The sequence below is a fragment of the Ureaplasma diversum genome (assembly GCF_000941095.1).
Lineage (GTDB): Bacteria > Bacillota_I > Bacilli_A > Mycoplasmatales > Mycoplasmoidaceae > Ureaplasma > Ureaplasma diversum.
The window spans coordinates 49,335-66,109 of sequence record NZ_CP009770.1 but is presented as its reverse complement, the minus strand read 5'-3'; the positions used below and the strand labels follow the sequence as shown (position 1 = coordinate 66,109).

General features: G+C 29.2%; 14 protein-coding genes. 8 read left to right on the top strand and 6 right to left on the bottom strand.

The annotated features are described in order from the left end of the window. Positions 1-3: 3 nt before the first annotated feature. The 3 genes from JM47_RS00300 to JM47_RS00290 are packed head-to-tail and all read right to left on the bottom strand — an operon-like array spanning position 4 to position 2,797. Complete coding sequence (locus JM47_RS00300) at positions 4-1,137, bottom strand: ABC transporter permease (protein ID WP_208895051.1); 1,134 nt, start codon at positions 1,135-1,137, stop codon at positions 4-6. A gap of 23 nt (positions 1,138-1,160) precedes the next feature. Then, positions 1,161-1,631, bottom strand: a complete 471-nt coding sequence (locus tag JM47_RS00295; protein WP_038101816.1) for a hypothetical protein — start codon at positions 1,629-1,631, stop codon at positions 1,161-1,163. Positions 1,632-1,642: 11 nt separating this feature from the next. Then, a complete protein-coding gene (locus tag JM47_RS00290; RefSeq protein ID WP_208895050.1) occupies positions 1,643-2,797 on the bottom strand; it encodes a hypothetical protein in 1,155 nt (384 codons plus the stop codon). 519 nt (positions 2,798-3,316) lie between these two features. On the opposite strand from JM47_RS00290, the gene JM47_RS00285 reads away from it, so the two are divergent. Continuing rightward, the gene (locus JM47_RS00285; RefSeq protein ID WP_208895049.1) at positions 3,317-4,015 is read left to right on the top strand and encodes a hypothetical protein; all 699 of its coding nucleotides are present in this window, start codon (positions 3,317-3,319) and stop codon (positions 4,013-4,015) included. A gap of 42 nt (positions 4,016-4,057) precedes the next feature. Here the strand turns inward: JM47_RS00285 and JM47_RS00280 are convergent, their stop codons facing one another. Genes JM47_RS00280 through JM47_RS00270 form a run of 3 tightly spaced genes read right to left on the bottom strand, consistent with a single transcriptional unit; the run spans position 4,058 to position 5,812 of the window. Continuing rightward, a complete protein-coding gene (locus JM47_RS00280; RefSeq protein ID WP_208895048.1) occupies positions 4,058-4,648 on the bottom strand; it encodes an IMPACT family protein in 591 nt (196 codons plus the stop codon). Continuing rightward, a complete protein-coding gene (locus tag JM47_RS00275; RefSeq protein WP_208895047.1) occupies positions 4,629-5,072 on the bottom strand; it encodes a hypothetical protein in 444 nt (147 codons plus the stop codon). Before JM47_RS00275 ends, JM47_RS00280 begins: the two co-directional genes overlap by 20 nt. 5 nt (positions 5,073-5,077) lie before the next feature. Further along, positions 5,078-5,812, bottom strand: a complete 735-nt coding sequence (locus JM47_RS00270; RefSeq protein WP_208895046.1) for a hypothetical protein — start codon at positions 5,810-5,812, stop codon at positions 5,078-5,080. 1,414 nt (positions 5,813-7,226) lie between these two features. On the opposite strand from JM47_RS00270, the gene JM47_RS00265 reads away from it, so the two are divergent. From JM47_RS00265 to JM47_RS00235, 7 genes are all read left to right on the top strand, one after another. Next, positions 7,227-8,441: an HAD family acid phosphatase gene (locus tag JM47_RS00265; RefSeq protein ID WP_208895045.1), complete on the top strand. Its 1,215-nt coding sequence runs from the start codon at positions 7,227-7,229 to the stop codon at positions 8,439-8,441. A gap of 193 nt (positions 8,442-8,634) precedes the next feature. Next, positions 8,635-9,057, top strand: coding sequence for a 30S ribosomal protein S12 (gene rpsL / locus JM47_RS00260; protein ID WP_208895044.1), 423 nt, complete (start codon positions 8,635-8,637; stop codon positions 9,055-9,057). A 30-nt stretch (positions 9,058-9,087) separates the two neighbouring features. After that, positions 9,088-9,555 carry a 30S ribosomal protein S7 gene (rpsG, locus tag JM47_RS00255; protein WP_038102565.1) on the top strand — a complete coding sequence of 156 codons (468 nt, stop codon included), beginning with the start codon at positions 9,088-9,090 and terminating at the stop codon, positions 9,553-9,555. A 39-nt stretch (positions 9,556-9,594) separates the two neighbouring features. Further along, positions 9,595-11,661, top strand: a complete 2,067-nt coding sequence (fusA, locus tag JM47_RS00250; RefSeq protein WP_208895043.1) for an elongation factor G — start codon at positions 9,595-9,597, stop codon at positions 11,659-11,661. 129 nt (positions 11,662-11,790) lie between these two features. After that, positions 11,791-12,972 (top strand): elongation factor Tu, encoded by a 1,182-nt coding sequence (gene tuf, locus JM47_RS00245; protein WP_208895042.1) that lies wholly within the window; start codon positions 11,791-11,793, stop codon positions 12,970-12,972. An 84-nt stretch (positions 12,973-13,056) separates the two neighbouring features. Next, entirely contained in the window at positions 13,057-14,874 is a 1,818-nt protein-coding gene (gene pepF / locus JM47_RS00240) for an oligoendopeptidase F (RefSeq protein ID WP_208895041.1), read from the top strand. Positions 14,875-14,888: 14 nt separating this feature from the next. Next, the gene (locus JM47_RS00235; protein WP_208895040.1) at positions 14,889-16,670 is read left to right on the top strand and encodes a hypothetical protein; all 1,782 of its coding nucleotides are present in this window, start codon (positions 14,889-14,891) and stop codon (positions 16,668-16,670) included. Positions 16,671-16,775 lie beyond the last annotated feature (105 nt).

Genomic DNA, 16,775 nt, shown 5'->3' with positions numbered 1-16,775 from the left:
AAATTACTTACCTCCTCTTCTAATACGTGGGTCAATCATGATGTATAATGCATCTCTTGTTGTATAACCAACAATTGTTGTAATTGAATAAATAATTACTAATAATAAAATAACATTGTAATCTTTTGAAATAATTGCTTCAAAGAATAGTGAACCAGATCCAGGAATTTGGAAAATCTGTTCAATGAATAATGCTCCTGTAAATGATCCCAAGATCACAAATGGGAAGAATGTTGCAATTGGGAATAGTGATGGTTTAAGAGCATGAACTCATACAAATCGATTTACTGTTGCCCCTTTTAAATAAGCAAACTTAGCATGCATTGAGTTTAATTCCCGGTTCATTTCAACCTTGATATATTGCACATAAACAATAATTGAACCAAGTGATAATGATAACCCTGGTAAGATATATGTAATAAAATCATTGATATCAAAAATAAATGGTAAACCAACACTTCGACCAATTAATAATAATACCAACCCAAAGACAAGTGAAGGAACTGCAGAAATAACTGAAATTAAAACAGTTGAAATACTATCTAAAATTCCCCCTGGTTTTCGTCCAACTAACACTCCAAGCGGAATTCCAATCGCAAGCGTTAATAAAACAGAGAAGATCCCAACTGAGAAACTAACTAAATATCGTTCTCAAATAAAGCTACTAATTTGTACTCCAGGTCTAATTGATGTACTAATCCCAAACTCACCAATAAAGATGTTTCCAAGATATTCTCAATATCTTACCCCAAGTGGTCGATCTAATCCATATTGAGCTAAAATTGCTAGTTTTGCTTCTTTTGATGTTAAACCAACAGTAAGTGCTGATTCTCCTGGAACAGAGTTAATTAAAAAGAAAACAATAGTAATAACAATTCAAGCTAAAAAGAAAAATTCAAAAATTAACTTTAAAGCTTTAGTTAAAAAAGTCATAAACTTTGATTTCAGTGAGAAGAAATCAACTAAGGGGTCGATTACTTTATCACGTTCTGCAACGTTTTGACTTGAACGAGAATTACCAAATATAACATAGTTATTACTAAAAGCGTAATTAACTTTTTTATTTGGTGCATTCTCAATGTCCTGATACTGCTCTGCAATATTTGTGTTCTGGTTGCGTTGTTCAGTTGCTGACATAAATATCACTCCTTTAGAAATAGTTAAAAAATAAATAGTTGTGTGCTTGAGTTAATAGCTGCTTGATTACTTTCAATTACACCATAAGCAATAGCACAAGATAGTGCGTAAATAAACGCTGGTAATAAAATAATAGAAATTAAAATGTTTAAGCGAATAGTAGCATATTGCACTGAATCTAAATCATAGGTTGCATTTTCATAAAACCGATCAATTAATTTAGCTTCAAATTTATTAATTTTATATTGGCTATTTTTTCTTAATGCTTTAGCTCATTTTCTACGATGATAACGCCGTGAAAATAGCACATATAAATAACCAATCATAACAACTACTAATCAACCAATAAACATTGCTCCTAATTTTGGTTTAAAACTTTCATTAGTAGCTACTACAATGTGTGAAATAATAATACAAACCAATAAACCAAACAAGCATAAATAGCTAATTCAATTAAAAAACGGTTTCATAATTGTTTGATGATTTTTACGCATATAACCTCGTTTTAGAAATGACAATAACCATCAGCATGGCAGTGTTTGATTCCTGATTGATTTTCTGGTTCAAATGTTTGATCAAAGTAATAATATGGATCAAACAAGATTCACTTCTTATCAATAATACTACTTAGTTTAGGATTAATGTGATTAATCCGTCCCACATTGTTTTCAGTTCATTGTTGAACTATTTTAGTATTAGTTTTATCTGATTGATGATGTTTAATTGATAATAAAGATTGATCTGTTGCAAAAAAGGTTGGAAACATAAAGTCTTTAACATCATATCTAAACTCATCTAATGCATATTGAAAAATATTTTCATTAGTGATCTTTTTAACATCTGGAAGTTGGTTTGAATCATTAATCACAAATGTTTGTAAATATATTTGATCATCAAATGTTGCAAGTTCAACTTCATGATCAATTTCTTTTTGTTGAATTAAAGCAATTTTATTTATATAAGCAAAACCGTCATTAACTTCACTTTTTTGATTCGCTTCATAAACCCAGCGGCTTAGTTTTCCTTTGCGAAAACTAAACGCTGATAAGACTTGATTATTAGTTGCTGTTTTTGCTCAAGTTGGAATAATTTCTACATCTTTGTAAACAACTATCATTTGTAATAATTGTTCAAGTTTTTTAATTATTTCTTCTTTATTTAAAAACCAATAAGGTTGGGGATTGTTAATGTGTGTTGGTAAAGAATTATCTTTAGTTGGTGTATAAAATTGGGGTTTTGTAATCGCATCTAAATTATTCCCTAAATCATTAATCTTAACTTTAAATTGCAAAGTAAATTGATAACTACTAGTTTTCTTATCATACTTTAAAACTAAATCAGTTAAGATATCATATTTTGCTTGTCATTTATTTAATAGAGCAAAAGCAAAAGAATAGTATAAATAAAAAGAACGTTTTAAACGCTGACTAGTATGTTCATAAAAGCTTTGGTATAAATTATGAATTTGTTTTTGATCATCATCTGATAATTGATTTATAAAGCTTTGGTTATTAAAACTATAAATAAAATCAGTTGATGCTGATAATGTTTTAAAAGTTTCGGGTTTATTGTTTAAATCATTAGTTGAATGACAACTAACTAAGGCAACGCTGATTATACTAAAAGAAGTAAGAGCAAAAAACCATTTTGATTTGAACAATCACCCTGCCGAGTGATTTGGTTTCATATGTACTGTCTTAGCTTATGTGGTAAGACCTCTATCCTTTATATTAAATTGATTTATTAAAAAAATTAATGTTTTATATTATTGTTATTAATAATACGCTTACACATCATAATCTTCGTGCAACGCTTCATTAGAATATGCTTAATAATAAACTTAATAAAAGTGATAATTCAAGATGCAAAAGTAATAACATGCATATAAAAAGTTACATGTTTAATAATCATATTAATTCAATTATTATTTAAACTAACAGATTTCATATTTTATAGCTTTTCTAATTGTGTATATTATTACATATCCAACACTATTTTTGAAACTTTTTTTTGATTTTTTGAATTTATGATATAAAAAATAAAATAAAAAGGATATAGATAAATAACAAAATTAATAAATTTGTCCCTTAATATTTAGCTATCTTATCCACTTATTCTAAATAAGTTAATTGAAAAGTGATAAAATTAAAACTATTAAGAATATAATGGTGTGATCATTGTGTTAATACATTTACAAAATTATTGATTTGAATTATCAAAACAAAAATTTGGCAAATTAAAATCAGGGAAATGATTAATCTTTTTATTGGTTTTAGCTTTCTTTGCTTTTAGTTTATGAGTTTTTGTTCTAACAGCTCTTCCCCCTAAGTATTTTCATCAACTACAAGATAATCAAACTGATTATTGACAACACTTTAAAATTGGGTTTTATGAATATAATTTAGTTTCACCAATTCTAAAAGTACCAAACGCTAATCGGATCTTTGCTGAAAGTTTAAGAATTGAAGCAATTGTTGCTTTTAGTTTAATGAGTATTAGTTACTTTGTGCTATTGTTAATTACAATTATTGCTCAAGCTAAACATAAACACAAAGGTAAAGATGTATGAGCTGCTTGAGTTGTATGATTGTTTGCTACATTAATTGTAATTGGACTATTAGTAGTTGGCTTCGTCTTTAAACCTAATGGCTTAGAATTAACTATTTTAAGTGATCAACCATTTATTAAAAATAGTGCTATCTATCAATTCTATACATTCTCTATTTATAATAGTGAATTAGCTAGAAAAGAATTAGATACAAGAATTGAAGTTGCTAATATTGTATATAGTTCTATCATCTTAGCTTTATGATTCCCAGCTTTATTAATTGGAATCTATAACTTCACATTATCATTCTACAAAAACCGTTTATGATAAAACAAAAGTGTGCTTTAAGTTAGCACACTTTTTTATCCCTTTTTAATAATCATACTTGATTAGTTCACAATCAAGATATTTATAATCGATCTGATTAAGTTCTTGTTTCGATAAAACATAAACAAGAACACTATTTTGTTCATAACTAGTTCTAATTATTACTAAATCATTAATATAACAAAAATGATTAAATTGATTAGTATGTTCTAGATTATATTTAATTTGATAATAATAGTATTTAATTAAATCAATAAATTCAGTTTTATCTAAAACTAATTTAGCACTATTACGATAAGCTTTAACTAAACCGTTTGCTCCTAATTTGATTCCACCAAAATAGCGAACTACAATTAAAATAACATTAGTTAAAGCTTTTTGTTGTAATAAGCTTAAAATTGGTAAACCAGCAGTACCTGATGGTTCATTATCATCAGAACATTTAATTTGATTAGCACTCTCACCAATAATATAAGCATAAACAACATGTCTTGCATCTTTATATTCTTGTTTATATTTGTGGATTAGTTCATTAGCTTGATCAATATCAATTACATTAAATACAAAAGCTAAGAACTTAGATTTGTTGATTTCAAAAATAGCTGAACTATTGCTTTTAATTGTTTGATATTTCATTTTGATCTAATTCTTTTTGTTTTAAGTTAACTTTTCGTTGTTCTTCAATTGTTTTTATTAATTGATCATAATCTAGTTTTTTGATTTGCCAATGAAATAGATTAACAATTTTAAGATGGTGTTTGAATTGTTGTAGGTTAATAAATAAAATAACATTAGTTATGTGCCAATGTAATTTAGACATTGCTTTACGCATTAATAAAACAATAACTAAAAAAGTAATTAAACCAAGACCAATTAAAGTAGCTGGGATAGCAATACTATAGTTGGGGATCATTTTGTTTTGAGATAAAACACCAAATAAAATAAGAATACAAACTAAAACAAAAAGAGTAAGACTACTAATTTTAATGTACTTATAAACAATCGGCTTTGGGTAAGATTGAATTTGTTGAACTTGTTGTTGGTATGAATTTGTACGCATGCGGGTTATTGAGATGTTGTTGTTGTTGTTGTTGAAGAAGAAGATGACTTAGGTTGCTCTTTAACAAAGAAAATTAGTGGGTCTTTTTTATTTGAATCGATCATGCCGCTCATTTTGTCCATGTTGTTAATATTTTCAAAGTTAACATCTTTTGTCCCAAACCAAACAATCTTATATTGTTCATGTTCTAAATTATCAAATGTAACATTAATGTGTCTATTAGGAACTTCATCAACTTTTGCTTGTTTTTCAATTGCTTTAGTTTCATCTACTTTTCCATTTATAACTGGTGCAATTCTAACCATTACTGTACCTTGATAATCAACTAAAGCTTCTTGGTCTCTAAAAATAAGTTTTAAAGTAACACCTTTTTCAAAACGATCTATGTCAAAATTCTGATTAAAGATGTATTTTGGTTTCTCTTTTTCAATAAAGAAGCTATATTCAACTTTTGGTTTAAAAATAACATTAGTAGGTTTGTTCTTTAAGTTAAGATTCTTTACTAGATATTTTCTATTCTTTTGTAGAATTCTATAAAACTCACCATTAAATTCCAAGTCCTTTAAGTTTTCAGCTAAAGTAGCTTTTAAAACAATTGGTCTTGGTCTTTTAAGAGTAGTGTCAATTAATTCTAGTGTGAATTCGTCACCTTTTTTAAGATCATATTTAGTAGTATCTAATTCAACATTGATTTTGTATTTGTTTTTATCATCACCATCATCACCTTTAACAAACTGCAAAACATTATTAGGATCAGTTGCTTTTATAGAATACTGAACATTAGTTATTAATTTGTCATTTTCTAAAGTTAAAGCATCTATTTTTTCATAAGTCTTTATGTTTATTTTCTTAAATTTAGTAGCATTATTTAATGCTACTTCTTTAGATTCTTCACTATCTTCTTTATCATAAATTTTTAAACCAGTTAATAGATACTCTTGTTTAGGATCAAGATTAGAGAAAATAAATTCTACTTTATTATCAGCAACTTTTGTTTTAGCTGAAACAACATTAATTGAATCATTACCACTTACTAATGATGTTAAAGTAGCAACAGCAAATTTATCATTTGCATTTTCAATTTCTAATCCTAATTTAAATTTTGTTTCATCTTCAAAATCTTCATTAATTTGAGCTGCACTATTAAGTGTAGCTACAATTGGAAGTTCTTCTTTTTTGTTTTCTGGTTCTTTAGGTTCAGACTTTGTTTTCTCTTCGTTTTTTTGATTAGGTTGTAGTTCAATGATTTGTGGAATCCAAAAATGACACTTTTTCTATTCGAGTATGTAGAATAAAAGTAAGCCCAAGTGCGGTGTTGCAATTGAACTTACTTTCGAGGAAGCCAGTATTAGCTGGCTTTTTGTATTGTTTAAACAGACTAATAACAAAACAAAAAATTATTAGTTTAGTAATGAGTATGTAGTTTTAATAATTACATATCATACTCTTTTATTTTACTTCAAACTAGAAATAAAATAACTATTAAATTACTTAATACGATTATTTGTTATTAGTTTTGAAACTAATTACTAATAAGGGTTTTTATATGTTATTAGTAAGTAGATAGTATAAAGAGTTAAAAATGATCAATTTTTAATAATAGGGTTAGAATGTTAATAATGCTTAAAAGATTCTTATCAAACTAGAACATATAAGATATTAATGTATTTAATGAATTAAATAAGTTGGTATTTTTTACTTTTATTGTTGTATCATTAAAAAGTTTTAGTATTTGAATTTATTAAATCTTTAATGTAACTAAATGTTTTTTACAACCATCAAACATTTAGTTATTTTAATTCCTAAAATGGATGTAGTCTCTTGTCAATTCTACATTCTTAAATGACATAAGGAGGAATTCGTTATTTGATTTAAAAATTGATACTAATCAGAGTGTTTATATTTTTGAACCTTGATCATTTACAAGTATTTGATTAAGACTGATCTAATATTAAACACTCTTTTTATTATCTTATATATGGTTTTATATTAACCTTGATCCTCCACTTTCTTAATTTTTTATAAAATAGGTACATATTTATAACTTGTATATATAAGTTATTTAAAAAAATGACTTATGTTGCTTTTTGTTATTACTAATTGATATATAATAAAACCCTAAGATTAAAAATTTAAAAGTGGAATATAGATAATATGAGAAAACACAAAAGAATTGCACTAGCTACTGGGCTTGTAGCTGGTTTGTTAGCAACAGTAAGTGTTGTTGCTGTTGCATGTAATAATGAGAATAAGAAGGGTACTACTCCATCAACTGGTGTACAAACTCAAACGCAAGTTGCTCAGAATTCAAATTTATCACAAACTGAAAAGGATAAATACGAAGTTGCTGGGGCTGCTTGATTTTCAAGTTTATGAAATACTACAAGTGCTGAAAAGCGTGCAATGTCTAAGAATGCATATGAAACAGCAAAAGCAAGTTTTGATAAGTTGTTAGAAGCACAAAAGGATGTTTTTGACAAGGATAAAGTAACATATACTCCTGCAGCAAACGGCAAAGCTTCTACACTAAAAGTTCAAAATACTAATGGAAAAGCAATCCCAGTTGTTTTCATGGATATCGATGAAACAATTTTAAACAACTATGCATACCAAAACTATGTTTTAATTAACAAGTTATCATATAACCCAAAAACTTGAAATGAATTTGTTAAAGCTGAAATCTCTACAGAATTAGATGGTGCTATTGATTTTATTAAGCATGTTTATAGTAAAGGTGGAGTTGTTATGTTCAACTCTAACCGTGAACAAGAAACCGAAAAACAAGCAACTATTAACAATTTAGTTAAAGTTAAATTAGATGAAGCTTTATTACCTGAATGAGTATTCTGAATGCAAGGTGTTGATTTAGGAGCTACTGATAAAAAACCTTGAAATCATATTAAAAAAGATGAAAAAGGTAAACGAGTTAAATCTAATAAGGAAGATCGAATGAACTTTGTTAATGACAATAAGTTAGATCTTACAAAAGAAGGACAAGACTTCGGTAACGCTGTTCAATTCAAAACAATTATGCGTGTTGGAGATAACTTTGATGATTTCAACGACAACGCAACTAAACGAAAAGGTTTAGAAGAAAGAAATAAAGTATTAGACGACACACTTAAACTATTTGGTAACTCAGATGCAAACGTTAAAGGTGTTAGATACGAAATTAAAGAAGATGGTAGTGTTATTAAAAAAGAACAAAGCTGATCAGAATCATATGTAATGATCGGTGGTAATGCTTCATACGGTGGGTTCATTGATGCATTACATAAAAACATCTACAAGATGAAAGATAGCGAAAAACTTGAACTATTTAGAACTTTATTAAAATCTAAACTTTGATGAGAACCAAAAGCTAAATAATTAAATAATTAATTAAATGCGACTAAAAAGCAAATAATTTTGTCTTTTTGGTTGCTTTTATTTTATGAATCGTTTATAATTTCAAGGTGTTTTGTCAAATTGTTAATTTTAGAAAATGATACGCACGGAACAGTTGCTATAAAATCATTTAACTAAAAGATACATGTCAAAAATTAAAATAGGGAGATTATAAATGCCTACAATTGCGCAATTGATTCGTAATAAACGAGTAACAAAGACTAAAAAAAGTAAGTCACCTGCTCTTTTATATACATATAACTCATTACATAAAAAAACTAAGAAAAACCCATCACCTCTTAAATCTGGTGTATGTACTCGTATTGGTACTATGACACCTAAGAAACCTAACTCTGCGTTACGTAAATATGCTAAGGTTCGTTTAAGTAACGGATTTGAAGTATTAGCTTATATTCCAGGGGAAGGTCATAACTTACAAGAACACAGTGTGGTTATTATTCGTGGTGGTCGTGTTAAGGACTTACCTGGGGTTCGTTACCACATCGTTCGTGGTACTGGAGATACTGCTGGGGTTGATAAACGTCGTCAACAACGTTCACTATATGGTGCTAAACGTCCAAAACCAGCTGCTAAATAAAGTAGTTATATAATTAAGGAGAAGACTTAAATGAGAAAATTAAAACCAGAAAAAAGACAAGTTTTAGCAGATCCTGTTTATAACTCACGTCTAGTGACTAAATTAATCAATACTATTATGTATGATGGAAAAAAAGGTTTAGCACAAAAAATTATTTACCAAGCTTTTGAAATTGTTGAAAAGAAAACTGGTAAACCAGCTCTTGAAGTATTTACAAAAGCTGTTGAAAATGTAATGCCTGTAATTGAACTTAAGGTTCGTCGTGTTGGTGGTTCTAACTTCCAAGTTCCTACTGAAGTAACAGCTGAACGTAAACAAACTCTTGGTCTACGTTGATTAACAATGTATGCACGTTTACGTCATGAACACACAATGATTGAAAAATTAGCAAACGAAATTATCGATGCATCAAACAACACAGGGGCTTCAATTAAGAAAAAAGAAGATACTCACAAGATGGCAGAAGCAAACAAAGCCTTTGCACACTTACGTTGATAATTACTTTTTTATATTTAAATAAAGGACAAATAAATTAATATGGCTATTGATTTAAGTATGTTTAGAAATTTCGGTATCATGGCTCACATTGATGCTGGAAAAACAACTACTTCAGAACGTATTCTTTACCATACAGGAAAAAACCACAAGATTGGTGAAACCCACGATGGGGCATCAACTATGGACTGAATGGAACAAGAAAAAGAACGTGGTATTACAATTACATCAGCTGCTACTTATGCAACTTGAAAAAACTTCCAACTTAACTTAATCGATACTCCAGGACACGTTGACTTTACAGTTGAAGTTGAACGTTCATTACGTGTACTTGATGGTGCAGTTGCTGTACTTGATGGACAAAATGGGGTAGAACCACAAACTGAAACAGTATGACGTCAAGCTACTCGTTATAATGTTCCTCGTATTGTTTTTGTTAATAAGATGGATAAAATCGGTGCTGATTTCTACTATTCAATCGAAACAATGAAAAACCGTTTAGGAGTTAAAGCAACAGCTATCCAAATCCCTATGGGAGCTGAAGTTGATTTTGTTGGTAGTATCGACTTAATCGAAATGAAAGCTTACTTCTATGATGGTCAAGCTGATGAAAACTACCGTGTTGAAGACATTCCAGCTGAATATAAAGAAAAAGCTGAAAAAATGCACCACCAAATGATTGATGATGTTGCTGTCTTTGATGATGAAGTAATGGAAAAATACTTAAATGGTGAAACATTATCTCAAGAAGACATTAAGAAATGTATTCGTAAAGGGGTAATTGCTACTGAACTTTATCCAGTACTTTGTGGATCAGCTTTCAAAAACAAAGGTGTTAAGAAATTACTTGATGCAGTTGTTGACTTCTTACCATCACCAGTTGATGTTCCTGCAATGCGTGGACATTTAGAAAATGGTGAAGATATTGAAATTCCAAACGATGAAAGCTTACCATTCTCAGGTTTAGCATTCAAAGTTGCTACTGACCCATTCGTTGGACGTTTAACTTATGTTCGTGTTTATAGTGGGGTTCTTGAAAAAGGAACTTATGTATTAAACGCAACTAAAGGTAAAAAAGAACGTATTTCAAGACTTGTTAAGATGCACTCTAACAACCGTAATGAAGTTGATCGTGTAGGAGCAGGAGATATCTGTGCTGTGATTGGTCTTAAGGACACAACAACAGGAGATACAATCTGTGAAGAAAAACGTCCAGTAATTCTTGAAAAAATGCAATTTGCTGAACCAGTTATTTCATTATCTGTTGAACCAAAAACAAAAGCTGACCAAGAAAAGATGTCAATTGCTTTATCTAAGTTAGCTGAAGAAGACCCAACTTTTAGAACATTCACTGATGAAGAAACAGGACAAACAATTATTGCAGGAATGGGTGAGTTACACCTTGATGTATTAGTTGACCGTATGCGTCGTGAATTCAATGTTCAAGTTAATGTTGGTGCACCACAAGTAAGTTACCGTGAAACATTCACTCTTGAAGGTGAAGCTGAAGGTAAATACATCAAACAATCTGGTGGACGTGGTCAATATGGACACGTATGAATTAAGTTTGAACCAAATCACGACAAAGGGTTTGAATTCATTGACCAAATTGTTGGTGGTAAAGTTCCTAAGGAATACATCAAAGAAGTTGAAAATGGTTTAATTGAAGCTCTTACTTCAGGACCAATTGCTGGATATCAAACAATTGATGTTAAAGCAACAATTTATGATGGTTCTTACCACGATGTTGACTCATCTGGTATGGCTTATAAGATTGCTGCATCTCTTGCTTTTAAAGAAGCTGCAAAAGTATGTAAACCAGTTTTATTAGAACCAATTATGGCTGTTGATGTTACAACACCTGATGATTACTTTGGGACTGTAATGGGAGATATTTCTAAGCGTCGTGGAGTAATTGAAGGGCAAGAATCTCGTGGAAACGCTCAATCAATTAAAGCAAAAGTTCCATTATCAGAAATGTTTGGTTATGCAACTGACCTTCGTAGTAACACACAAGGTCGTGGACAATATGTAATGCAATTTAGTCATTACGCTCAAGCACCAAAATCTGTTACTGAAGAAGTAATGGCTGCACGTGCTAAGAAATAGTTAAATTCATTAAACTATTTTATTAAAAGCCTAATAAGTATTAGGTTTAAAATGTTATAATTATCAAAGATATTTAAAATAGCATTATATTTTTCTATATAAATTACTATTCTAAGGAGAAACCATTAAATGGCTAAAGTTAAATTCGAACGTACTAAACCGCACGTTAACATTGGTACTATTGGACACGTTGACCATGGTAAAACTACATTAACTGCTGCGATTTCTACAGTATTAGCGAAAAAAGGACAAGCGATTGCTCAATCATACGCAGACGTTGATAAGACACCTGAAGAACGTGAACGTGGTATTACAATTAACGCTTCACACGTTGAATATGAATCAACTCTTCGTCACTATGCTCACGTAGACTGTCCAGGACACGCTGACTATGTTAAAAACATGATTACAGGGGCAGCTCAAATGGATGGAGCAATCTTAGTTATTGCTGCTTCTGATGGGGTTATGGCTCAAACTAAAGAACACATTCTTCTTGCTCGTCAAGTTGGTGTTCCTAAGATCGTTGTATTCTTAAACAAATGTGACTACATGGACGACGTTGAAATGCAAGACCTTGTAGAAATGGAAGTTCGTGAATTATTATCTAAATATGGATTTGATGGAGACAACACTCCTGTAATTCGTGGTTCAGGTCTTCGTGCTCTTGAAGGAGATCCAGTTTGAGAAGCTAAGATTGATGAATTAATGGACGCAGTTGATACTTGAATTCCATTACCAGAACGTGATACTGATAAACCATTCTTACTTGCAATTGAAGACGTATTTACAATTTCAGGTCGTGGTACAGTTGTTACTGGACGTGTTGAACGTGGTACATTAAAGATCAACGATGAAGTTGAAATCGTAGGTTTACGTGAAACTCAAAAAACAGTTGTAACTGGTATTGAAATGTTCAGAAAACAATTAGACCAAGCACAAGCTGGAGATAATGCTGGTATCTTATTACGTGGTATTAAGAAAGAAGAAGTTGAACGTGGTCAAGTATTAGTTAAACCAGGTTCAATTAAACCACACAGCACATTCACTGCTAAGGTTTATATCTTAAAGAAAGAAGAAGGTGGTCGTCATACTCCAATCGTTGGTGGATACCGTCCTCAATTCTACTTTAGAACAACTGATGTTACTGGGGCAATTAAATTACCTGAAGGTGTAGAATTAGTAATGCCTGGTGATGACGTTGAAATGACTGTTGAATTAATCGCTCCTGTTGCGATTGAAGACGGTTCTAAGTTCTCAATCCGTGAAGGTGGAAAGACTGTAGGACACGGTACAGTTATTAAGACTCTTTAATTATTGTAGTTAAATAGCACAAGATAGAATAAATCGCCTTAGTGCGATTTATTTTTCTAATTTAAAACACTAAAAGGATTAATTATGGATAATAAGTACGAATGAGATTTAGAACACTTATTAAATAATAAAAGTGTTGATGATTTATTTGAAGAATATAAACAAGCTTATGATAAATTAATTAGTTTGTATGCTAACTTTTTAGATGATGTTAATAGTTTTAAAGCCTTTTTAGTTCAGCAAGATCAATGTATCTTAATTTCTAATCGATTAGTTAATTATGTTAACAATAAACAAAATATTGATTTGATTAATCCAGAATACAATAAATATGCTCAAAAACTTGCTTTTGAACAACATCAAATTGAACAACATTTTAATGGTTATGATGTAAAAATATTAGCTAATAGGGATTTAATCCAATCATACTTAGATAAAGATCCTGAAATTAAACCTTATCAACTAAGCTTTGATGCATTATGAAGATATGCTCCTTATACTTTAAACCAAGAACAAGAAGCATTATTACATAAAGCAGAACGTCATAACGCTGGTTTTGAAGATATCTTTGATGTATTACTTTCATCAGATATGAAATATGATGATGTTTTAGATGCTAATAATAAAGTTATCAAATTAAATAATGATACTGATATTTATAAACATATGCGTTCAAAAGATCGAGTTCTTAGAAAGAATGTATATACATCAAGTCATAAAGCTTTATATAACCTAAGAAATACATTTACAAGAACCCTTTTTTATCAATATACAATGAACAATAGTGTTGCAGTTGCACGGAACTTTAAAGATTATATAAGTTCAGCTGCATTTGCTGATGAAGTTGAAGTTAGTTTGATTCAATTTATTTATGAACAAACTAAATTATTTAAACCTTATATTATTAAGTTTGCTAAACAACGAGATAAATATCTTAAATATAAATTTAATTTAGATAAAGTTTATAACTATGATCGATCACTTGATTTAGTTGCTAAAAAAGTTCACTTTAGTATTGAACAAGCTCAAAGCATTGTTAAAGATGCACTAGCTTGTATGGGTGAACAATATTTATCAGTTATTAATAAAGCATTAAATGAACATTGAGTTTCTTGATTACCAACTAATAATAAACAAACTGGAGCTTATTCAATTAGTGGAACTAAGGGTTTTGATAAAATCTACATCTTTATGAACTATGATTATACTTATAATGGTGTATTAACAATAGCTCATGAACTTGGTCACTCTGTTCATACTTATTATGCTAACTTAAACCAACCAATTTATAATGAGTACTCAATTTTTTATGCTGAAATTGCTTCAATGGCTAATGAGGTTTTAGTGAACTATCACCTTTTAGATAAATATCAAAAAGATGATCAGAAACGTTTAATGATTTTAGATGAGATGATTTCAGGTTTTATTAACACATCAACAAGACAAGTTGCATTCTCTAATTTTGAATGAATCGCTAATGATTGAGTTAATAAGGGTGAAGAATTTAGTTGAGAAAAAGTGCGTAACACTTATTTAGAAATGTTAAATCAATATAGTGGTTATAAATATAATCCAAACAAAATCACTAAAACTGATGAAGATGTAGCATTAACTATTATTAGTGTTCCCCACTTTTATACAAGTTCTTTTTATGTTTATAAATATGCAATTGGACAAATTGGTGGATTAATTGCTGCTTCTAATATCTTTAATAAACAACCAAATGCACTAGATAATATGTTTAAATTCTTTGCTTCTGGTGGCTCTTTAAATAGTTTAGAGACAATTAAACTATTAGGTTTTGATTTATTAGATAAATCAGTTTGAAACCAAGCAGTTGATGTGTTTGCTAACTGAGTTAACCAATTCATCAAATTAACTAATAAATTGATGAAATCATAAATGAGACTATAACTATGTTAAAAACAAAACAAAATCAAATCAAAACTAATTTTAGTTTTAAGATCACAATTAAAACGGTCTTTGTTCAAATCCTACCAATGCTAAGTAGTACGATTATGTGTGGTATTGCTTGTGTTATTTTAAGTGCTTTAGTGGCTTTAAACCCTGATGGGGGTGGATTTGTATCAATGGGGATTACATATGCATTAGTATTTGTTAATGCCTTTATGTTAACAGCTACAACTGTTGGTTTAATCTTAGCTACTTGAAGCTATCATTACAAAAAGCAAACAACTAATCAATTAATTCAACCAATTGATCATCATTACAACAGTTTAATTGCTTTTATTTATGGACTTATTTTAGTTGGTTTATATTTAGCTTGTTCACAACTTTATAACCTTGGAGCTAATAGTCATCATAATCTAGGGTTTACTAATATTGAAGTTCAACATTTTGATTGAGCAATTTGTTGCATAATCCTTATCAAACCAATTAGTACTTATTATATGAGCTACTATAATCAGTACTACAACCATACCAATGCTTGAGTCTTAATTTTATTTGATCTAATTACTTATAGTTTAGCTTTAGGGTTAGGATATATCTTTAGCTTTTATGTTAAAAATAGTTATTTATATACATCAAACCAACTAGGGTATGCTGCATATGGACTTGGCTTTAGTATTAGCTTTATCATTATGATGATAGTTAGTATTCTTTTAGCTTATTTAAAAACTGATTTAAAAGATCATTATATAGGTCCTGTTGTTAAACTATCTAATCAGTTTAAAGTAATGATTAAACACTCATGAGTTTATTTATTTAATGGATTATTAATGTCTGTAATTAAAATGATTATGGTGTTTGCCATTTATTTAATCATCAATGATAAAATAACGGCTTCAACTGCACTTGTTTTTAGTAGTGCTCGGATCATTTGATATCATGGCTTAATTATGATGCCAATGGTAGCTAATGCTATTTCAGATTATACAATCTACATTTTACAAAAAAGTAAGATCACAAATAATAGTTATCATTCTCGTCAATTATGATTAATTTTAGTGATCTTAGCTTTTGTTGGTAGTTTTATTACAACCATTATTTATGGATTTAGTGTTGATCCAATGAGTAAGATCATTACAACTAATATAGCTACACCAATTCAACTAGAAGCTAATATTCCAGTATATCTATACCCTAGCTTTAAAACTGCTTTATTAAAAGATCAACAAACAGTTTTATTATTAGCTAACCAAAGTCAATTATCTGTTGATCAATTTAAAGCTAACTTAGAAGCTGATAATTCATTAACTAGTGATCTTTGATTAAAATATACTAAACCATATTTAGATCACCAATGACACGATAGTTATATTACAAAAACAGCTAATAAAACAACAGCACCTTATATGATGCTTAACAGTAATGAAGTAAGAGATTATATTACTGGAAGTGATACGATCTACTACTTAGCTTATTTTGGAATTGGCAACTATACAGCTGTTGTTTTATTAAGATATTTAGATATTATTAAAAAACAAACAACAAAACCAATTATAAGTACAGTAATTCAATTATTAACTGGTTTATTTATTGTTGGATTTGGAGTTAGTTATCAAGGATCTGATCAATATCATGGACTTGTTGCTTGAAGTTTACCATTTAGTGTACTAAGTTCAGTAATGATCACTTTAGCTATTGTTTTTAGTTGTATTGCATTTAAAAAATATAAAACTAAAAACCCATATAATGATCAATTAACTAAAGCTCCTTGATTGCTTAATGTTTAAGTTTAATCAAGATTAATTAATAAAGAAGAATCTAAAAACTTTTAACCTTATTTATTAATGAAAAAGCTTATAATTTAAAGATAGTATTGAATTGAGGAAAAAATT